The following is a 19,575-nucleotide window of genomic DNA, read 5'->3' as shown; positions in this document are numbered from 1 at the left end:
GGGCTTTTTATTGCTAAGCGTTTGAATTACACAGATAGCTCTTTATCTAAAAGCATCCTCAAGCGCCCACATTACACGCGGCTTGGTTTCAAAGAAGCGGCTAAACAAACTGGACAATGAACCAATCAGGGTAATATGTCCAAGCTTTGGAATTGTCACCAATTCACAATGATTACCATGATCTTTCAGGACCTGACTCAAGTCCTGACTATTGAAATGGCCAACAATAGTGTCTCTTTCCGCCATAAACAGATAATGCCTGGTTGAGCTGTTTTCTACAAAATAATAAGGCATCACCTGCTGATAGGGAATCGACTGATCAAAGGCATCGGCACAGATCGGATCATTTCTATAATCGAAATGGTAAGGCCCGGCTAGTCCAATAATAGCTCGGATATTCTCGCGCTGAATCATTGCCTTTTGTGGATGATATAAAGCCGACATTACATTAAATGCCCCGGCAGAATGCCCCATCAAGACCAGATTTTCTGTAGAAATGTTTAACTGCGTTTCTGCCTGCTGTAAATGATTAAGCAATAAATGCAGGTCATTAATATACATCGGGAAAATATGTTCAGGCGCCAGATGATAATTCATAACGACGACATCATAGCCTTCTTTGGCAAAAGCTTCGCCAATGAAGCGATAATCCTTTTTGTCCCCATGCAGCCATGCACCGCCATGTACAAATACAATCAGTGGCCGATGAGATAAAGGCTGATGACTGCGGAACAAGTCAAAGCGCTGCCGAGCTTTCAGTCCATAAGCCAGCTGGTGTTCAAAACTATAACCCTGTCGGGGGGTTAAACGATTCAACGCATAACTGCCAACATCATATACTCGCAAATCTTTATAGCGTTGCTGGACTTCAAGTAACTGATTTGACAGTTGCGTTCTTAAATGCTCAACCTTATGGAGCATCGGTTGGCTCAATCGCATCTGGATCAATGGCAACTGGTGTCTGTTCCAGGCCAGGTTGCGCATAGGAAGCCGGTGCCGCAAAATCCTGCCCGTTTAGCGTTGAACTCTGTTCGATATTATCAATCAAAGTGACAATTTTTGTGACATTGCCTACCTGTTGCAGCACCTGATTCAGGTCATTAATTTCCGCATTGTTTAAGCGCCCCATCACATACAATACGCCATCTTCGGTATGGATATGCAGCTTACTGTCTGACACCACCGGTGCTTTCATAATCAGGCCACGGGTATTGGCGGTCACTGCCGTATCCTGCATGATGGTGTTATAGCTGATCTGATTACCTACTGTAATAAAGTTATGGACGGCTTTCACATCGCTCATCGACTTGACATTATCTTCTGCCAGCTGCTTAAGATGCGCATCTGGCACCTGCCCCGTCAACAGCACATTGCCATGGAAACTTTCAATATTGACCCGCGCCTGTTTAAAACGCGAATCCAGTTTATAAAGATTAATTTTTGCAGTACGCACAATAGAAGAATCAATAAACACCTGTCCCAACGTTCGTACACCACTTTCGGTACCTACAGGAGCCGTACCTGTACCACTGGAAATAAAGCTGGCACAACCCGATAAACTTGCGACACACAGCATTGTTATTGCAATACGCTTAACCACTCAGCAAGACTCCTTCAATTTTTTACAGTCTTTATCTTAATTTAATCGTCTGTTCTTAAGTTCAGATAAATTCCACTATAGGGGACTTTAGCCTGTTCCTGCAGTAAATATAAGCATATCTGGACTTATTTTGTTCAAAGATTAATAAACTCTTGATCAAAAGTAAAAGCATTTTCAATCCATTGCAAATCATACGGGTATAGTGAAAAGTCATGCTGTATGGTTTTTGCAAAATACTGATTAAAATCAAAACAAATTACATCGAAACGATAATCATGATGAATAAATTGTGGAGATTGCTGAATAAAACATAAGGCTGTCTGTAAGATTTTTCTTTGCTTTGTGTAAGAAATAGATTCAATCGCTGGGGCATAACGGGTTCTGGCCCGAGCCTTTACCTCTACAAAAACCAGCTCTAGCCCACGCTGCATCACCAGATCCAGTTCACCATAACGACTATGATAGTTCTGGGCCAATAACTGAAAACCCTGCTCCTCCATCAGGTGGGCCGCCTGCTGTTCGGCCCATAGCCCCAACTGTTTTTGTCTGCTCATCCTTCACAATACCTTCAAGCCATGGGCAGTTTGCTGAAAACAGGAGGGTGTACGCTGTACACCCTGCTCGGATAGCTGAATCAGACCGGTGCGGCCATAAAACTCAATCTGTTTCAGTTTTTTATTGGCAAGATAATATTGGGCAATTTGCCAAGCATCGCCCCCAAAGGCAATCAGCCGCTGATAGGACATATCTACCGGATTCTGATGATAGGCCTGATGAACGTCGGGCCAGTGACCAAAATAAAGTACGGGCACATCACAAAACTTGATGCCCCGTGGCGGTGAATACTGCTCATTAATTGCATGGGCGACCGTATAGATACGTTTATGTCCCAAGCCCTGTAAAGTAGCCAGCCAGTCTGCATTACCAAGTAATAATATGCCTTGTTTATGTTTCAAGAAAAAGGGCGGTTTCTCAACCAGATGTAATTGTAAATTGCTCTGGCTCAGCAGTGACATCAGTACAAGCTCATGTTCCGTTTCATGTCCTGGCTGGCGTAGCACCAGAAGCTGCTGGATACCGTCTTGAGAGATTTGCTGTTTTAAGGCAGCTGCATCATCTCTTTTCGACAGACTGAATTGCCAGACCTTGGCGGTCTTTGACGTCGCTTCATTTAAGCTTAAGGTGCGAATTCCGGGCCTGCTTTGAATCAATTGCTCAACATCCTGACGGGCCAGTGGGCCAATCACCAGCTGGGTCTTTTTATTGACATGCTGTTTCAATAGTTGGGGGATTTTCTTCTGGTCAGAATTAACCCATCTTAGCGGGACTTTCTGCCCGGAAACCTGATAGGCACTTAGAAAACCCTGTTTGATACTGGATGCAGCTCGCGCCAAAGGGCCAGATTCAGGTAGAATGATCAGCACTTCCGCCTGTACACTGCTACAGCAGAGCAGCAGGCTTAAGCACAATATTTTATTTTTAATCTTCCATTTTTTATTATTCATTTTATTCCACATGGAGAAACCTATGAGTGCTCAGTTATTTGTTGTTGCGACTCCAATCGGGCACTTAGATGATATTAGTTATCGTGCAATTCAAGTTTTAAAATCGGTGAGTCTTATTGCCGCTGAGGATACACGAACTTCTGCACAATTACTTAAACATTTTAATATTCAAACACCGCTGACGGCCTGCCATGAACACAACGAAAGCAACAAGATTGAACAGCTGATTGCACGGCTGCTCATGGGTGAAGATATGGCACTGATCAGTGATGCCGGTACTCCCCTGATCAGTGACCCAGGCTTCAAGTTTGTCCGTGCAGCACAAGAGCACAATATCCGGGTGGTTCCGGTACCGGGTGCCTGTGCAGCAATTGCCGCCCTAAGTGCTGCAGGTCTGCCTAGTGACCGTTTTAGCTTTGAAGGCTTTTTGCCTTCAAAACAAAGCCAGCGTCTGTTAACTCTGGAAAAACTCAAAGATGAAAGCCAGACCCTGATTTTTTACGAAGCGCCGCATCGGATTCTGGAATGTGTCAAAGATTTGGCTCAGGTTTTTGGTGCAGAGCGCCCTGTCGGCTTTGCCCGTGAAATTACAAAGACTTTTGAAACCATCAAAAAAATGACCTTGGCTGAACTGGTGGAATTTATTGCTCAGGATCATAATCAGCAAAAAGGTGAAATTGTGCTGGTGGTCGGTGGTGCAACGGTAGAAAAAGATCTGGATCAGGAAAAACTGGACAAACTTTTACTGCGCTTATTACAGGATCTCTCGGTCAAAGCCACCTCCCAACTGGCTGCTGATCTCACTGGCATCAAGAAAAAAATCGCCTATCAGCGTGCATTGGAACTGACCGCTGCAAATGGCTAATGCATTCTTCAAAAAAAACACCACAAGCAAGGTGGTGTTTTTTTTGGGCTTAAACCTGGCAGCTATTATTCTCTGGCAACGGATTCATCCGCTGGAACTTCAGTAATACGACCACCTTTGGCCAGGAAAGCCGCTATTTCATCTTCCAGAGCCTGACGCTGCTTTTGTTTGGCAGTAATCGTCAGAGTTTCCGCTTCGACCACATCACTATCATTTACAGCTTCATCGCTGCTGACTGCACCTTTTTCAGCTGCCTGTGCTTCTTCATCGTCGACAACAGGATCTTCTACATCATCATAATCATTTATATCTGTCATTTTAGTCTCCCCACAAATGACTGCTGGTTTTGGGCATTTCAAGCTCGGTTTGAAATTACCTGAAATTTAGCAATCTCTGTGGGTTTCGCCTAGTACTTCCTATTAAAAAATCGTATTTTTTTTAAACAAAATAGTTACTCTTTATGAGTGTTTGTTTAAAAAATTTACATTCACGATCTAGGCGGAGTAACGGGTAGCTTTCAGCAAACTCAAACCATTGGCCTGAGCCATAAACGCATCTTTTAACAGGGGCAGCTGTTCCACCTGTTTCAGAGCAAAATTACGTGCCCACACCACCGGAAAGAGCTGGGCGGTTTCCATCCAGCCAATTAAAGACATGCTATGCATCATCGCATCATTTTGTCCCTTACGGCGATGTTCGTAACGCTTCAAGGTCTGCTCATGTGCCCAAACGCCACGTGCTCTATCATGCAACAACACATCACATAGCACTGCTGCATCCAGACAGCCAATATTTACCCCTTGTCCCGCCAGCGGATGAATCACATGCGCCGCATCCCCAATTAGCGCCAATCCATCCTGTACATACTGCTGTGCAGCACGCGCCTTGAGTGGGAATTTGGCACGCGGTGTCGCTTCCAGCACTTCACCCAGCATATAATAACTTTCACGCGTCAGAAGCTGCTTAAACTCGGCATCTGATAGTGCAGCATATTCATCGGCATAATCGTCCGGCAATGTCCAGACAATCGATTGCCAGTGCCCCTGTTCCTCAGCTTTCAGGCTGGCCATCGGCAAATAGGCCAATGGGCCGGTTTCGAGGAAAATCTGGCGGGCCACATGCTGATGTGGCTGAGCCGTTTTAATCGCACAGCTAATCCCCGCCTGTTTATAATCCAGTACATCCAGATCGATAAAGGCCTGTTCCCGCACAAAGGAATTCGCGCCATCTGCACCGATCACCAATTTGGTTTTTAGCTGAGTCCCATCCGCCAGATGAATCAACCAAACGCCAACACCACGTTCGATCCGGCTAACTTTGACCTGCGTGCGATAGTCCTGCACATCCTGCAGTATCTTTTGCTGAATGGCCAGATTCAGAATGCTTGGTTCCACCATCGAGCCTAAAGCCTGCTCTACCGATGGTGTTTTTTCTGCAGGATGACCAAAATTAATTTCGCCATAACCATTTTTATTCCAGACCTGCATGCCGGTATAAGGCTGCTGCCGTGCCAGATTTTCCCAGACACCCACCGTTTTTAATAGGTGAATGGTTGCCTGACTTAGAGCCAGAACACGCGGATTGGCCACACTTAAAGTTTTGGCTTCATCCAGGATAGGTGCAACATCAAGCACAGTGGCCTGTATACCGCCTTGGGCCAGCAATAGCGCAGTGAGCCCACCTACCAATCCACCACCAATAATGACAACGTCTAATATTTCGTTAGTTTGATTTAAGCTCATGCTTTTAACCCCATGGCATAATTAGCAATCAACGGCTTGATGCCAGGAATAGTATCAAAAGCAATGAGTCCGGTATTACGGACCAGCTTTAAAAATGGATTCTGGTTACTAAAGCCACGCACCACAGAATCACAGAACTTAATCACACGCTGCTGATCACTCAGACGGGATTTTTCATAATCCTGCAATACCGCTGCATTGCCCAAGTCTGCCCCTTGTGCCTGCTGTTCTTTGAGATAGCGCAACAGTACATAGGCATCGCGCATACACAGGTTAAAACCCTGCCCGGCAACCGGATGAATGGTATGTGCCGCATTTCCCATCAACACCACACGGCCAATGGCCTGCTTTTCTGCCAGAACTTGAGATAAGGCAAAGCTAAAACGTTTACCGGTTTTCTGGAATTTACCTGCCCGGTCACCATAGGTTTGCTGCAAGGCATTCAGGAAGTGCTGATCATTTTCCTCACCCAGCCATTCTCCTTCTGTACCCTTTTTTACAGGCCAGACCACAGAGCGGCGATATTCGCCCGGTAGCGGCAATAAGGCCAATGGCCCTAAATGGCTAAAACGCTCAAAACCTACCTGATGATGCGGTTTAGAAGTTTGTACAGTCGTTACAATCGCAACCTGATCATAATCATGTTCAGAAGCACCGACTCCGAGAGCTTTACGGCAGAAAGAATCCCGTCCGTCTGCTGCAATGAGCAGTTTGGATTGCAAGCTCAGTACAGATTCACCGCGCTGCGCTTCAATATAAGCAAAGTCGGCATCTTGGGTCAGTGATGTAACCTGAACACCATCAATCAGTTCAATCAGTGGATTTTTTTTAACTTCAGCAAGGAGTACCCGGCCGAGCCAGGCATTTTCAATCACCTGACCAAAGCTTTCTACTTTTTCCTGTTCTGCAACCAACCGTGCCTTACCAAAGCTGCCCTGTTCGGTAATATTGACTTCAAGAATTGGAGTGGCATGTTCCTGTAAAGCATCCCAAAGTCCCAACTCCTGATAAATCTGCACACTACGGCGCGACAAGGCACTGTTACGGGCATCAAAACCGGAGTGATAGGGAGCAAGACTTACATCATCATAATCCGGATATTTGATCGCTTCCAAGAGTTTGACTGCAATATTGGTTTTCGCCAACATCAGTGCGAGGCTTAAGCCGACCATACCACCACCGACAATGATGACTTCTTGTTGCATGCTCTAATCCTTTCAATATCGTATCTACATAACAGATACTTATAATCATGATAGATTTTATATTAGCTCAAAAATTTCCTTTTTTATAATAAATTAGGTTTTGCCTACCCAGTACTTCTTGAAGGTGCTGGCTTCCTTGATGAAGGGACAGCATGCAGGGGGGGTCTGAGAGTGAATTCATGGCAAGCTTTAAAATGTGGAAACTTTAAAATAATGCTTAAAAACCAGTTTTGCATCTGTCCTTTGGTTGATCGAGTTTTGCTTATGCAAAACATATAGCACCTAGTTTTGATAAAGAACTAGATCCCGCAACGAACCCCGCTACCCTGCAAATCAAGAACGATATTCTCCACCCATTAAAACAAGAACAAATTCTAGCAATTATCTATTCCAGCCTGAATAAAGTCAGGAGAAAGCATGGTAATTCTTATTCCTCTTCAAAAAGCTTTATTCAATTTTGTAGTCTCCGGCGTACATCAGTTGCGGTCCTTTACTGCTATCCAGCATACAGAAGACCTTCTATGATGAACTCATCAGGAATAGGACATTCCCTATAAGAATAATAAGAGATAAGCACAAGGACAGTCTGGTACGACAGGAGTTATACCAAACAAATCCAGAAGAAAAACCCCCGCAGGATGCCGGGGTTTTTCTTATCTTATTTTTCACGCTGTTAATTTCTTTTAGTTTTTCTTTAGCTGAAAGTGTTTAATAAACAGCGCTTAAAATGATGAAATATCATCTTTATATCCACGGAAAGAATGAGAGAGATTTTTTAATCCATCATAAAAACGGAACCTGAGCTCCGTTTTCACTTATTAAGCTTTAATAGCTTCAAGTTCAATCTTAGCAGATTAAAAATCCATCTCACTCAGATATCAATGATCTCTTTCTACCCTTCAGTGCATTAACGCATTACTCTCGAGTGAGTATCCGGGTGGTGATGTATGGTTCTGCCTAATTTCGTTCCTGTATAGATTAAATATAAGGCTGACAAACCCACCAGAACATAAATAATTCGAGACAGCGTGCTCATTTCACCAAAGATTGCAGCAACTAAATCGAAATTAAATGCACCCACCAAACCCCAGTTGATTCCACCAATAATTGCCAAAGCATAAGCAATCCAGTCGATCGTATTTAGTCTCATTTGTTGTCTCCTACTCTTGTTTAAATTTACTCAGGGATCAGGGAAATTATGAAAACTAAGCTCTATTTAATATGTTGTATTGATGCTAAAAAGGCCGAAGCTGTGTTGAAGTACTGTCATCTTATAAAGTTTATTTTTTAATCAGGTTGGTTTTGTTTTGCTTATACAAGATAAACGTAAGTTGAAATTTTTCTTATTCTCAGTGAGGCTTTAAATGAGTGAGTAAAGTAGGGATCTCTTTTAACAAAATAAAATTAAAAGAACCTTTCTCTCTAAAAAATTATTTTACCAGTGACCATGTCGCTTATTTTTTTAGAGGATTTGACATATTTTTCACGGCTGGGCTTAAGGTTTGTCACGCCAGATAGCCAAGACACAGCTCAGGTTTTGCCCAGTTATACACCACAACAAGCGTTCTATACTGACATCTGCTCTGATAGCGATTGGCAGTAATGTCGGGCAAGATATCTAACCGATCCCCTGCTCGACCATTTCAGCCATGCCTTCAAATGTAGGTATCCCGCTTCTTAAATTCAGCTCATGTCCTAGCGTTGGGGGGCCTGCATGTTTATATGATTTTGTCATCCACGTCCTGAATAAAAAGCCAATACAAAGCTCCTAAACAGGAGCTTTGAATGAAATCCCAGTGTGCTGATATTAAAAGAGACTAAGGTGGAAGGATTACAACCAGATGGTCATCAAGCACTGATCATCCAGCCCTCTAAAACTCCGAATTCAGGCCAGTATTTGGGCTTCTCTACAACATTCTCAGCATTCTTGTCAGATAAAATAGGGACTGAAATAAAACAGCCAGTCATCTGACTGGCTGTTTTAAATAGATTTATACGGCGCGTGCTTTAGCCATCAGTGCTTCAATTTCTTCCACTGTTTTCACTACTTTGAAGGTTAAGTTCAGCGGACCATGCTTAGTCACTACAATATCGTCTTCAATACGAATACCGATACCCCGCCATTTCGGGTCAACTGTTTCATCATCAGGTGCGATGTAAAGACCTGGCTCAATAGTCACGACCATTCCTTCTTCATAGTTACGCCAGTCACCCTCTAGCTTATAACTGCCCACATCATGAACATCCATGCCCAACCAGTGTCCGGTACCATGCATATAAAACTGGCGATAGGCTTCTTTTTCAATAATATCGTCAATATCACCTTGCATAATGCCAAGATCAAGCAGCCCTTGAACTAGAATACGTACTGCGACATGATGTGGCTCTTTATAAGAATTACCGATCTGAACCGCGTTAATTGCGGCAATTTGCGCATCAAGTACAATATTATAAAGCGCTTTTTGTTCAGGGCTAAATGTGCCACTTACCGGGAAAGTACGGGTAATATCCGAGGCATAAAATTCATATTCACACGCTGCATCGATCAGGACCAAATCACCCGCTTTTAGCGGTTTGTCATTTTCTACATAATGCAGGATACAGGCATTGTCCCCTCCACCCACAATACTGTTATAAGAAGGCACACAACCATTCTTACCAAAAATATAATTCAGCTCGGCTTCCAGAGCATATTCCATCATGCCCGGATGCACCATTTTCATGGCTTGAGTATGGGCTTGGGCTGAAATATCAGATGCAATCTGCATCAGTTCAATTTCTTTTTGATCTTTATGCAGGCGCATTTCATCCACAATGCGATCCAGCTGAATGACCTGCGCCGGTGCCGAAGTCCCGCGGCGGCTTTCACCATTGGCAGCTGCGATCCATCTGGCCACACGCGCATCAAAGTCTGCATTGTGCCCAATCCGGTAAAAAAGCTTATCCTTGTTCTGCAGCTTAAGTAAGATTTCTTCATCTAGCAGATCAATTGCATAGGCTTCATCTGCTTCATACTCTTCAATAGCGCCATCAATACCAGCCCGATAACCATTCCAGATTTCCATTTCACGGTTCCGCTCACGGCAGAACAGGCTATAGGTATAACCTTCCTCTTCGGTATCAAAGGTTTCAATGACTGCGACTGCTTCAGGCTCGGCAAAACCGGTTAAATAGAAAAAACTGCTGTCTGCTCGGTATTTATAATCTGCATCGCGGTTACGCATGGCCACCGGGCTAGTGGCAATAATGGCAATACTACGCAGACCTATTTCACCCGCGAGGATGTCACGACGTTCCTGAAAATCGGCTTGAGTCAGTTTCTTCATGAGACCTTACTTCTTGTTCATTTATATGAGGATTAAAATATGGATTAAGCGTCTGCCCTGAAAGCAGAGCAGTTCTGTTTGCTGTCCGTAACGAAAAATACCAGCAAAACATCTGCCTGTTTTCAAGACAAGTTATAAGCTGGTGGAATTAACTCGGGCGTTGAGGCGAGAAAATCTCGACCACAGATTGTGCTTCTGTAGTCGTCGCTTTGGGTTGAATTTTTTGAGTAAATTTCTGCAACAGTGGGGTTTCTTCCACAGCGACTTTCTTACGCCCTAAGGACAGGCTGACCGGAATTAAACGCACAAACTCGTAGAGTTCCTGGTAGCTTTCTTCACCTTCGGCATCATTATCAGAATCTTCGAATTCAACTGCTGCCACATCCTGCAAATGTTCAATCAGTTCCATTTCATCATTACGGATATGACCTGAAGCCAGTCCAAAGCCCAGCACTACCCCGGCACACCAGTCAGCCAGTGCCTGAACGCGCTCAGCCAGACTGTGTTCATCATCGGGCAATAAAGGCAGATAATCCAGTTCATCTTCTGACAGGGCATGAAACACATCTTCAGCTTCGCCGGTTAATAACTCTAATGCTTCAGGGTTCAGCTCGGGGACATCCAGCGTTTCCAAAATCTGCAACCACTCTACATTGGTCGGTGCCTGAGTCACGCAAACAATGCCAGTCAACAGACCATGTAACTCACTTGGACTAGAAATTTCTTCAATTGAAGAAAAATTGCGGTACCATTCCGTCCAACCTGAAATATCGTCTTGCATTCGTTTATCCAATCTCTATACTGCTTATATATTACCTTTGTTTGCAACACTGTGCGACCTCGATATGTTAGAAGAATTACAGCGTCTACAAGGGCATATTGGCGTTTTAAAAACGCGACTTGCCCATCTTGAACATGAGAATACCAGTTTGCGCGAGGAGCAAGAGACTTCTAATGCGCGATATCAAAATCAAATCGAACAGAAAAATAGCGTTATTACACAAAAACAACAAGAAATTGAAGGGCTAACCCAACAACTCTCTGAAACACGTGGACAGTTCCAGCAGTTAAATCAGGATGCCACTGCGCTGGCGGATCGTTATAGCCGTCTGGAGAAAAGCTGTACCGATCTGAAAAACCGTTTTCAGGAAATTCTGGCAGAGCGCAATGAATTACGTGCAGTAAAAGAAAAGCTATTACTTGATCAGCGTCATGCCCAGCAGGAGATTCAGCGCCTGAATCAGGAAGCTGAGCGTCTGACCCAGAAAAATGAAAGTGCAAAGGCGAAAGTGGAAGTCATTATTCAGCGTCTGGCCATTTTGGGAACTGCACAAGACCAGAATGCACAGGAAATCCAGCAACTGGCCCATCCGACTGAAGTGACCGAGGAAGCATCATCATGAGTGAGCAAATCGCTATCGACTTAAGAGTACTGGGACATAGCTTCCGTCTGGCCTCCACCGCAGATAAACGTGAGGACCTGGAGCGAGCCGCCCAATTACTCAATGAAAAATATGATGAGTTTCGTCGCAAAGCGCCCCGCATGGAGCCGAGCAAGCTGATTATTATGGTGGCACTGGAATTGATGCAGGAAGTTCTGACCATGAACAAGTCCTTGCAGCAATATGCGCATTGTGAACGTTTGTTACAAACTATTTTAGAAGAAGTAGAAGAACTCTCTGAATAAATTAAGTTTTTGTTTAAAGTTCAAGCATTCAATCCGCATGTTTACAGTTGAGGAACAGCATAGAGTTGCCTCATCCATATTATAGTTTATACTGAGTCTTAACTCTGAGATGTTCGCCAGCGGGTCAAATTCCCCTGAGCCGATATTTAAATCTTAGGATTGAGTTCTGCATATTTAGAGTGTATGCCCATCCGGTATGGGAAACCTAGCAAGTATGCGTCTCGTCCACCTTGAACTTTAGGGTTCAAGGGTAATGACATGCAGCGGCATCTTCGGAGTGCTTGACTATTTTTCATACATTTCATTTTTTTATCTTTTTAAATTTCAATTACATTTTTAATTTTTTTGTATTGATCGGATCTGCCTCAAAAACTCTGTTTTCATGCCCGACTTAAAACTATCAATAGATTCATTTCATTCTCAAGGCTTTAGTTGTTTAAAGCTTTCTTAAAATACTATCCATATGTCTATAATATATAGGGCTTCTTTATCTTCGGTATAGCGAAGCTTTGCTGCCCTTCTCAAGCTGATCGCGAATTTTAAAGACCCTATGCTTATGACGACGATGAATCTATTTGAACTTCGAAAACAGCTCCGTAAACAACGCCGTCAACTTTCTTCCTTCCGGCAAAAACAGGCACAGCAGCGCGTTCTCAATATACTCCGCACCTTACCCGAATTTCATACCAGCAAGTCTGTCGGGCTTTATTTACATGCCTTTGGGGAAATTCATACCCAAGCGCTGATTGAATACTGCTTTAAAATGGCTAAACAGGTCTATCTGCCAGTTATTTGTAATATGAACCAGCAATTGGTCTGGGTCGAGATCAGTAAGTATCAATATCGCAACAAGCGCTTTGCCCATCATCGTCTGGGAATGCGTGAACCGGTCGCAACACGTGGTCTGCCTGTTTCAAAGCTGGAACTGCTGATCATGCCACTTCTGGCCTGCGATACCGTAGGAACTCGTATTGGAATGGGCGGCGGATATTATGACCGTACTCTGGCATCTGCTCCTCGCCGTCCTTTTCGGCTTGGTCTGGCGCATGATTTCCAGCTGACTCATCAACCTTTGCAACGTGAAGCATGGGATCAGCCGCTTGATGCCTTAATCACGCCCTCCCTTTTACGACGCTTTAAACGTTAAATAATGTATTTCCAATGAGTTAAAGGCTTTAAAATCACATAATTAGTCATTTTTCATACAATTTAATCCTGTTTACCCTTGTAATTTTTAAATTACCCATCACTATTAAAAACATGGCAACACCGTTGTCACTCATTAGGAGTGCCCATGTCTGAAATTATTATGAATCAAGAAACCTTAGAGCCTCAGGTTCCAAGTGTATTACCACTTTTGGCGCTACGTGACGTGGTAGTTTATCCACATATGCAAATTGCGCTATTTGTCGGTCGTGAAAAATCGATCAATGCAGTTGATGTGGCTCGTAACAGTGACAATCTAGTATTTGTAGTTGCGCAAAAAGATTCGCTTACAGAAGAAATTGATCACGACAACTTATATCAATACGGTACTGTCGCGAAGATTGTGCAAGTTGTGAATCACGAAAATGATGAAAACTGTATTAAAGTCCTGATTGAAGGCCTGTATCGTGCCAAGCTCAAAACCATCATTGATGAAAATGAGTATTTGACTGCAGAGCATGAGCTGAGTTCCATGAGCGTCACTGTAGATGAAGATACTCAAGCCCTTCGTCTGCAAGAACTGCGTGCGCTCTTTGCTCAATATGCCGAAGCTAAACTGCGCAATGCCCGCGAGCTGATTGCAGCTGCCAATAAAATCGAAGATTTGCTCCAGCTGCTATTTTTTGTTGCGACACGTGTACCCTTAAATATCGAAGTAAAACAGAAATTTCTGGAACACGATGAATTTGAAGCACACTTAACCGAACTGATGACTTATTTATTGCAGCAATCTGAAGAACAGCAGATTGAGCAAACCCTGCATGACTCGGTTAAACGCCAAATGGAAAAGAACCAGCGCGAATATTTCCTGAATGAAAAAATGAAGGTCATTCAGCGCGAGCTTTCCGATATGAATGGCGGTGCAGAAGATGATGTTGCGGAAATTGAAAAGCGCCTGGCCGAAGCTGACCTGCCTGAACATGTCCGTAAAAAAGCCGAAGCTGAGTTCCGCAAACTCAAGGCCATGCAGCCGGCATCCAGTGAAGCGGCTGTGGTGCGTAACTACCTGGAAGTCATTCTCGATACACCGTGGAACAAAGCCAGCAAAGTCAGCATTAACCTGAACAAAGCGCAGGAAATTCTGGATGCCGATCACTATGGTCTGGATGATGTCAAAGACCGTATTGTGGAATATCTGGCAGTTCAATCCCGTGTGAAAAAACTGCGTGGCCCGATTCTGTGTCTGGTTGGTCCTCCTGGGGTCGGTAAAACTTCACTGGGTGAATCGATTGCCAAAGCAACCGGTCGTGAGTTTGTGCGTATGGCCTTAGGTGGTGTACGTGATGAAGCTGAGATTCGCGGTCACCGCCGTACTTATATCGGTGCGATGCCAGGTAAAATCGTGCAATCGCTAACCAAAGTTGGGGTTAAAAACCCGTTATTCCTGCTCGACGAGATCGACAAAATGGCTCAGGATTACCGTGGTGATCCAGCATCTGCGATGCTTGAAGTACTTGATCCATCACAAAATAACAAGTTCAATGATCACTATCTTGACCTTGACCTTGACCTGTCTGAAGTGATGTTCATCTGTACTGCAAATAGCATGAATATTCCTGAGGCCCTCTTGGACCGTATGGAAGTGATTCGTCTTCCAGGTTATACCGAGGAAGAGAAAGTTAACATCGCAGACCGTTACCTGGTACCTAAAGCCATTAAAAATAATGGTCTACGCGCCAAAGAACTTACCGTGCATGAAGAAGCAATTCGTGACATTGTACGCCGCTATACGCGTGAAGCCGGTGTGCGTAACCTTGAGCGTGAAGTGTCGAAAATTGCACGTAAAGTGGTGAAAGAAGCCGTCAGCAAGAAAGCTAAAAACCTTCAGGTTGAAGTAAATGCTGCCAATCTTCCTGACTACCTAGGTCCGCATAAATTTGACTATGGTATGGCAGAAGAAGAAGCTCAAGTCGGCCGTGTCAATGGTTTGGCCTGGACTTCAGTCGGTGGTGAATTGCTCACCATTGAAGTTGCAGCAGTCAAAGGTAAAGGGAAGTTTATTACCACAGGTTCTCTTGGCGATGTGATGAAAGAGTCGATTACTGCAGCCATGACTGTGGTTCGTACCCGTGCCGATGAGCTGGGTATCGAAGCTTCACGCTTTGAGGAAACTGATGTACATGTGCATTTACCGGAAGGTGCCACCCCTAAAGATGGCCCATCTGCTGGTCTGGCATTAACCACGGCGCTGGTCTCTGCGTTTACTGGAATTCCGATCCGCCCAGACATTGCTATGACTGGTGAAACCAGCCTGAGTGGCCGTGCAATGCGTATCGGTGGCCTGAAAGAAAAGCTGCTTGCGGCACATCGTGGAGGTATCAAACTGGTATTCATTCCACAGGCAAATATACGCGATCTTGCGGAAATTCCTGAGAATGTCAAAGAAGGCCTGGAAATTAAAGCGGTGAAATCGATTGATGAAATTTTACCACTGGCTTTGATGGATATGCCGAAAGCACTGGTTAAAGCTCCCATTGTAAAAGCCAATGAAGAAGCCAAAGCAGCGCGTCATTAAGATTGCTATGCTATAAAAAATTACCCTGCTCTGGCAGGGTAATTTTTTATCTGGGTATATGTTTAAAATTAAAAACTGCCTAAAATTTCAAAGCTAAATCCACCACACTATTGACGACATCTGCCATTTTATTCAAATCCAGCTTATCGACCGTATCCAGTGGCGTATTATAATAAGGGTTGCGATAATGCGCTGTATCGGTAATCAAAAGCGTAGAATAATTAAATTTGGCATAATTCAAATAACCCGAAAAGTCGATATTTTGCAAAAAGGTCGGGCTAATAAATCGCTCACAATCCAAACGGGAAAGACGCTGCATCGACTCACAATAGTGAGTGACCATTCTGGCTGACGCCAGATGACCAAGCGCCGCAATAAAATTCCCTTCGCGTGGATAGATCCATTTTAAACCAGCCGGATAGGTTTGTACCTGGTTATCGTTAAAATAACCGATTGAATCCAGAATGATGACTCCTTTAATTTTCTGTTTCTGAGTTTTTAACGATTTTGCGTGAATGTAACTACCCATATATTCAGACTTGAAATAAGGGGGTTCTTCTAGGCTGTAAAAGGCAAACTCGACATTGTGTTCTAGTTTGGTCTTTTGTAAAGCCAGCAACCGTGCAGCTTCCAGCGCTCCTGCAACACCAGAGGCATTATTGTCCGCGCCAGCCTGCTCACCTTGTGCATCATAATGCGCTCCCAGTACCAAGGTCTTTTCCGCTTTGGCATCCAGACGGCAAATGACATTACGATAGCTCAGATTATTGACAACATAAGTTTGAAACTGGCAGGGAATGCCAAACAGTCGCATCTGCTGCTTGATCCAGGCTGAAACCCGATTGAGTTCTTCGACATTCTTAAAATTCCGAAATTCATCAATATTAACAATCTGGTTAATAAACAGTTTTAGGTGCCCTGCTTGAGCACTTTTGGCAATATTGGCTTGACTTGCCGTAGAACACAGCAATCCCCAACTCAACAGAAGAACCGTAATACATCCTTTTAAAATAACGCTGGGCCGCATTCTTATTATTCCATGGCTTTATTATCAAGCGGAGACTTGAACTCCGTTTATTAAAGCAACATCACTCCCAGTATTTCAATTGCAATTTGTTTCACCGCTCAACTTCATGTTAGGAGATCGTTATAATGGCGTATCCAATGATTGATTCTCTATTATGAAAATTCGTATCCTGACCATTGGTCAGAAAATGCCGGCTTGGGTATTAACTGGCTTTACAGATTATTTTAAGCGCATTCAGCCCTTTGTCCAGACGCAGGTGATTGAATTACCTATGGCCAAACGTGGGAAAAATGATTCTGAAGCCGATATTTTGAAATACCGCAATATTGAAGGTGACAGCATCTTGAGTGCGTTGAAACCAAATGAAGTGCTGATTGCGCTGGAAGTGGGGGGCCGTGAATTGAGTACCGAAAAGCTGGCTGAAACCATGAAAAGCTGGATGCTGGAAGGTCAGGATATTGCGTTAGCCATTGGTGGACCGGACGGACATTCAGAAGCTGTGCGTAAGGCAGCCGTCTGGCACTGGTCGCTCTCTAAACTCACCTTGCCGCATCCGCTGGTACGTGTAATGCTGATCGAACAGCTGTACCGTGCCATGAGCATCAACCATAATCATCCTTATCATCGCGCTGGCTAAGCGCAGTTGTTCTGTATTTGCAACGTTTTGTTGAATAATCACGCCTGCGCCTGATGCTCTTTTTTGGGCATTATTGAAACATCTGACTTATATGGTTTGAATTATGAACTTACAAACCCTGCCCGGCTTATTTATTTCTCATGGCTCTCCAATGCTGGCACTTAACCCGGAGCAGGTAGGCCCGGCCTTACAGCGTCTGGCGTTGAATTTACCGCGTCCGCAAGCCATTGTGGTGATGTCTGCACACTGGGAAAGTGAGGTACTGGAAGTGAATACCGGTATTCGTCCAGAAACCTGGCATGACTTTCGCGGCTTTCCGCCTGAGCTGTACCAGCTCCGCTATCCAGCACCAGGTAATCCTGAACTGGCAGAACAGATTCTGAATATGTTTGCCAATGCCGGATTCTCGGCACATGCCAACAGTGTCCGTCCACGTGATCATGGTGTCTGGATGCCGCTACTGCATATGTATCCCGAAGCAGATATTCCCGTGGTGGAAATCTCTCTGCCGATGTCAATGAGTGCCGAGGAGATTTATGGGATCGGTCAGACCTTGGCGATGTTACGTGAGCAGCAGGTGCTACTGATCGGTTCTGGCAGTATTACCCATAATCTGGCTGAATTATCCTGGCAAGGAAATACTGACGAAGTTCCAGAATGGGCATCGACTTTCCGCAATCATGTGGTGAACAAACTGACCCATAGTGACTTTAATACAGTACTTGACTGGCAATCGCTCCCTCATATCAAGCGCAACCATCCAAGCTTGGAGCACTTTAGCCCATTGTTCTTTGCCATGGGTACCGGGCACCGGTTCAGCATTGTGCATAGTAGCTTTAGCATGGGTTCCTTAGGCATGGATATTTACCGGTTCGATTAAAATTTAAAGTAACTTTCATCAATTAACAAAAAAATATCAATGGATACACTTTGAAACCAAAAAAAACTGAATGTATCCATTTTTTTTAAAAGCTGATCATATATGATGTATCTTGTTATTTTAAATCAAGAACTTGAATCTAATGAAACTAAAACTTCTAGCACTTGCACTCTTCCCACTTGCACTGACTGCTTGCCAATCATCTGAGATTCAAAAAGTAGGAGATCTAGCTGTGTCTGTACTACAACAACAAAATGCAGATCAGACTTTGGCAAATTACCATTGGAGTGCTAACACAGCAGATGCCCCAAAACCTCTGGTTTTAAAGTTTGACAAAGCAGGCCGTTTAGGAATTTCTACCAGCTGTAACGGTATGGGAACCAGTTGGAAAGTTGAAAATAACCAGATCGTGACGGGCAACCTGACAGCTACTCAAATGGCCTGTGAGCCTAAATCCATGGCACAAGAAAAAGTTGCAGCAGATTTATTTGAAAACCGTAAAGTCCCATTCGTTTTAAACTTGAATGATCCACAAGCTCCAACCCTGACTATTGTCTCTGTAAAAGGCGAAAAAATTGTCTTCACCGGTAAGCAAACCGCTGAATCAAAATATCAAAGTGAAGGTGAAACCATTTTCCTTGAAATTTCACCAGAAACCAAAGCATGCACAGGTGTAACAGCACAGACTTGTCTCCAGGTTCGTGAAATCAAATATGCTGACAATGGCGTAAAAACCCAGGTCAATAAAGACTGGACATTATTCTATAACTCTATCGAAGGTTTTACACATAACCCTAAAGAGCGCCAGATTGTACGTATCAAACGTTATGAAGTTAAAAATCCAGCAGCGGATCATTCCAAATATGCGTATGTTCAAGACATGATTATTGAACGTGAAACAGTTAAGGGTTCACTTTAATTTTTAAGTCGATACAACATGTATGAAAAACCGATGTTAAGGCATCGGTTTTTTCAGTTTTTATTCCCCTTCACTCATGGATCATCATTTTCTATAATTTTCAAATATGAAATATTGATCATGCAGATAAAAAGAAATATGTAAGCCATCAAAGCATTCAGCTTATTTTCTATATTTTTATTGCTATCAGCTTGCCGAAATACAACCATAGAGAAAACCACTCCGACAACACCCTTTAAATCCTCAGTCACGTTTTTATGTCATGAAATATTAGAATAAACAGGTGGATATCATGCCACCCAACACTAACCTAAAGTCACTTCAAAAAATGGTCATCAGTATATCGTTCACGGTATCTCTTATATCTCTGATCTCTGTACACGACAAATTTCACAGAACCCTTATCCTATCAGGGTTCTGCCTTCTTAAAATTGCCAAAATTTCCTTAAACTCTTCTTTTT

General features: G+C 43.7%; 19 protein-coding genes and 1 other RNA gene. 9 read left to right on the top strand and 11 right to left on the bottom strand.

Going from position 1 to position 19,575, the window contains the following annotated elements:
• Positions 1-42: 42 nt before the first annotated feature.
• The 4 genes from NI467_RS06900 to NI467_RS06885 form a co-directional block, all read right to left on the bottom strand.
• On the bottom strand, positions 43-921 hold the full coding sequence (locus NI467_RS06900) for an alpha/beta hydrolase (protein WP_151203320.1): 879 nt from the start codon (positions 919-921) through the stop codon (positions 43-45).
• On the bottom strand, positions 911-1,600 hold the full coding sequence (locus NI467_RS06895) for a BON domain-containing protein (protein WP_151203319.1): 690 nt from the start codon (positions 1,598-1,600) through the stop codon (positions 911-913). The genes NI467_RS06900 and NI467_RS06895 overlap by 11 nt, the downstream gene beginning before the upstream one ends.
• Positions 1,601-1,734: 134 nt before the next feature.
• Entirely contained in the window at positions 1,735-2,154 is a 420-nt protein-coding gene (locus NI467_RS06890; protein ID WP_151203318.1) for a YraN family protein, read from the bottom strand.
• A gap of 3 nt (positions 2,155-2,157) precedes the next feature.
• Positions 2,158-3,117, bottom strand: a complete 960-nt coding sequence (locus tag NI467_RS06885) for a penicillin-binding protein activator (protein WP_174660057.1) — start codon at positions 3,115-3,117, stop codon at positions 2,158-2,160.
• A gap of 10 nt (positions 3,118-3,127) precedes the next feature.
• On the opposite strand from NI467_RS06885, the gene rsmI reads away from it, so the two are divergent.
• Positions 3,128-3,970: a 16S rRNA (cytidine(1402)-2'-O)-methyltransferase gene (rsmI, locus tag NI467_RS06880; RefSeq protein WP_253152026.1), complete on the top strand. Its 843-nt coding sequence runs from the start codon at positions 3,128-3,130 to the stop codon at positions 3,968-3,970.
• A gap of 65 nt (positions 3,971-4,035) precedes the next feature.
• Here the strand turns inward: rsmI and NI467_RS06875 are convergent, their stop codons facing one another.
• From NI467_RS06875 to NI467_RS06850, 6 genes are all read right to left on the bottom strand, one after another.
• Entirely contained in the window at positions 4,036-4,287 is a 252-nt protein-coding gene (locus NI467_RS06875) for a hypothetical protein (protein ID WP_151203315.1), read from the bottom strand.
• Positions 4,288-4,464: 177 nt separating this feature from the next.
• Complete coding sequence (locus tag NI467_RS06870; RefSeq protein WP_151203314.1) at positions 4,465-5,712, bottom strand: FAD-dependent monooxygenase; 1,248 nt, start codon at positions 5,710-5,712, stop codon at positions 4,465-4,467.
• On the bottom strand, positions 5,709-6,917 hold the full coding sequence (locus NI467_RS06865; RefSeq protein WP_253152025.1) for an FAD-dependent monooxygenase: 1,209 nt from the start codon (positions 6,915-6,917) through the stop codon (positions 5,709-5,711). The genes NI467_RS06870 and NI467_RS06865 overlap by 4 nt, the downstream gene beginning before the upstream one ends.
• A 907-nt stretch (positions 6,918-7,824) precedes the next feature.
• Positions 7,825-8,067, bottom strand: coding sequence for a DUF378 domain-containing protein (locus tag NI467_RS06860; protein WP_151203312.1), 243 nt, complete (start codon positions 8,065-8,067; stop codon positions 7,825-7,827).
• A gap of 841 nt (positions 8,068-8,908) precedes the next feature.
• Positions 8,909-10,243 carry a Xaa-Pro aminopeptidase gene (pepP, locus tag NI467_RS06855; RefSeq protein ID WP_253152024.1) on the bottom strand — a complete coding sequence of 445 codons (1,335 nt, stop codon included), beginning with the start codon at positions 10,241-10,243 and terminating at the stop codon, positions 8,909-8,911.
• Between the two features lie 148 nt (positions 10,244-10,391).
• Complete coding sequence (locus NI467_RS06850) at positions 10,392-11,024, bottom strand: UPF0149 family protein (protein WP_253152023.1); 633 nt, start codon at positions 11,022-11,024, stop codon at positions 10,392-10,394.
• Positions 11,025-11,088: 64 nt separating this feature from the next.
• Between NI467_RS06850 and NI467_RS06845 the strand changes: the two genes are divergently transcribed.
• The 5 genes from NI467_RS06845 to lon all read left to right on the top strand — a co-directional run bounded on the left by NI467_RS06845 (position 11,089) and on the right by lon (position 15,651).
• Positions 11,089-11,646, top strand: a complete 558-nt coding sequence (locus NI467_RS06845; RefSeq protein WP_253152022.1) for a hypothetical protein — start codon at positions 11,089-11,091, stop codon at positions 11,644-11,646.
• Positions 11,643-11,930 carry a cell division protein ZapA gene (locus tag NI467_RS06840; protein WP_151203308.1) on the top strand — a complete coding sequence of 96 codons (288 nt, stop codon included), beginning with the start codon at positions 11,643-11,645 and terminating at the stop codon, positions 11,928-11,930. The genes NI467_RS06845 and NI467_RS06840 overlap by 4 nt, the downstream gene beginning before the upstream one ends.
• Before the next feature lie 98 nt (positions 11,931-12,028).
• A non-coding RNA gene (ssrS, locus tag NI467_RS06835) (6S RNA) lies at positions 12,029-12,213 on the top strand.
• Between the two features lie 282 nt (positions 12,214-12,495).
• Entirely contained in the window at positions 12,496-13,077 is a 582-nt protein-coding gene (locus NI467_RS06830; RefSeq protein WP_253152066.1) for a 5-formyltetrahydrofolate cyclo-ligase, read from the top strand.
• Positions 13,078-13,224: 147 nt separating this feature from the next.
• Positions 13,225-15,651, top strand: a complete 2,427-nt coding sequence (lon, locus tag NI467_RS06825; RefSeq protein WP_253152021.1) for an endopeptidase La — start codon at positions 13,225-13,227, stop codon at positions 15,649-15,651.
• Positions 15,652-15,730: 79 nt separating this feature from the next.
• Here lon and NI467_RS06820 read toward each other — a convergent pair whose 3' ends face one another.
• On the bottom strand, positions 15,731-16,678 hold the full coding sequence (locus tag NI467_RS06820; RefSeq protein ID WP_253152020.1) for a M28 family peptidase: 948 nt from the start codon (positions 16,676-16,678) through the stop codon (positions 15,731-15,733).
• A 154-nt stretch (positions 16,679-16,832) separates the two neighbouring features.
• Here NI467_RS06820 and rlmH point away from each other — a divergent pair, with 154 nt between their 5' ends.
• The 3 genes from rlmH (at position 16,833) to NI467_RS06805 (ending at position 19,114) form a co-directional block, all read left to right on the top strand.
• Positions 16,833-17,315 carry a 23S rRNA (pseudouridine(1915)-N(3))-methyltransferase RlmH gene (gene rlmH, locus NI467_RS06815; protein WP_151205985.1) on the top strand — a complete coding sequence of 161 codons (483 nt, stop codon included), beginning with the start codon at positions 16,833-16,835 and terminating at the stop codon, positions 17,313-17,315.
• 103 nt (positions 17,316-17,418) lie between these two features.
• The gene (locus NI467_RS06810; protein ID WP_253152019.1) at positions 17,419-18,195 is read left to right on the top strand and encodes a class III extradiol ring-cleavage dioxygenase; all 777 of its coding nucleotides are present in this window, start codon (positions 17,419-17,421) and stop codon (positions 18,193-18,195) included.
• Positions 18,196-18,337: 142 nt separating this feature from the next.
• The gene (locus tag NI467_RS06805) at positions 18,338-19,114 is read left to right on the top strand and encodes an META and DUF4377 domain-containing protein (protein WP_253152018.1); all 777 of its coding nucleotides are present in this window, start codon (positions 18,338-18,340) and stop codon (positions 19,112-19,114) included.
• Positions 19,115-19,575 lie beyond the last annotated feature (461 nt).

This window comes from Acinetobacter sp. S4397-1, assembly GCF_024129285.1.
Taxonomy (GTDB): domain Bacteria; phylum Pseudomonadota; class Gammaproteobacteria; order Pseudomonadales; family Moraxellaceae; genus Acinetobacter; species Acinetobacter lwoffii_C.
Note: the sequence above shows the minus strand (reverse complement) of the source record. Positions and strands in the feature narration are given on the sequence as shown.

What these genes read in the sequence shown, in the direction of transcription:
- NI467_RS06830 (WP_253152066.1), top strand. Translation starts at nt 12,496, where the DNA reads ATGAATCTATTTGAACTTCGAAAACAGCTCCGTAAACAACGCCGTCAA.
- NI467_RS06890 (WP_151203318.1), bottom strand. Translation starts at nt 2,154, where the DNA reads ATGAGCAGACAAAAACAGTTGGGGCTATGGGCCGAACAGCAGGCGGCC.
- rsmI (WP_253152026.1), top strand. Translation starts at nt 3,128, where the DNA reads ATGAGTGCTCAGTTATTTGTTGTTGCGACTCCAATCGGGCACTTAGAT.
- NI467_RS06810 (WP_253152019.1), top strand. Translation starts at nt 17,419, where the DNA reads ATGAACTTACAAACCCTGCCCGGCTTATTTATTTCTCATGGCTCTCCA.
- NI467_RS06900 (WP_151203320.1), bottom strand. Translation starts at nt 921, where the DNA reads ATGCTCCATAAGGTTGAGCATTTAAGAACGCAACTGTCAAATCAGTTA.
- NI467_RS06870 (WP_151203314.1), bottom strand. Translation starts at nt 5,712, where the DNA reads ATGAGCTTAAATCAAACTAACGAAATATTAGACGTTGTCATTATTGGT.
- lon (WP_253152021.1), top strand. Translation starts at nt 13,225, where the DNA reads ATGTCTGAAATTATTATGAATCAAGAAACCTTAGAGCCTCAGGTTCCA.
- pepP (WP_253152024.1), bottom strand. Translation starts at nt 10,243, where the DNA reads ATGAAGAAACTGACTCAAGCCGATTTTCAGGAACGTCGTGACATCCTC.
- NI467_RS06875 (WP_151203315.1), bottom strand. Translation starts at nt 4,287, where the DNA reads ATGACAGATATAAATGATTATGATGATGTAGAAGATCCTGTTGTCGAC.
- NI467_RS06860 (WP_151203312.1), bottom strand. Translation starts at nt 8,067, where the DNA reads ATGAGACTAAATACGATCGACTGGATTGCTTATGCTTTGGCAATTATT.
- NI467_RS06845 (WP_253152022.1), top strand. Translation starts at nt 11,089, where the DNA reads ATGTTAGAAGAATTACAGCGTCTACAAGGGCATATTGGCGTTTTAAAA.
- NI467_RS06850 (WP_253152023.1), bottom strand. Translation starts at nt 11,024, where the DNA reads ATGCAAGACGATATTTCAGGTTGGACGGAATGGTACCGCAATTTTTCT.
- NI467_RS06805 (WP_253152018.1), top strand. Translation starts at nt 18,338, where the DNA reads ATGAAACTAAAACTTCTAGCACTTGCACTCTTCCCACTTGCACTGACT.
- NI467_RS06885 (WP_174660057.1), bottom strand. Translation starts at nt 3,117, where the DNA reads ATGTGGAATAAAATGAATAATAAAAAATGGAAGATTAAAAATAAAATA.
- NI467_RS06820 (WP_253152020.1), bottom strand. Translation starts at nt 16,678, where the DNA reads ATGCGGCCCAGCGTTATTTTAAAAGGATGTATTACGGTTCTTCTGTTG.
- NI467_RS06865 (WP_253152025.1), bottom strand. Translation starts at nt 6,917, where the DNA reads ATGCAACAAGAAGTCATCATTGTCGGTGGTGGTATGGTCGGCTTAAGC.
- NI467_RS06840 (WP_151203308.1), top strand. Translation starts at nt 11,643, where the DNA reads ATGAGTGAGCAAATCGCTATCGACTTAAGAGTACTGGGACATAGCTTC.
- rlmH (WP_151205985.1), top strand. Translation starts at nt 16,833, where the DNA reads ATGAAAATTCGTATCCTGACCATTGGTCAGAAAATGCCGGCTTGGGTA.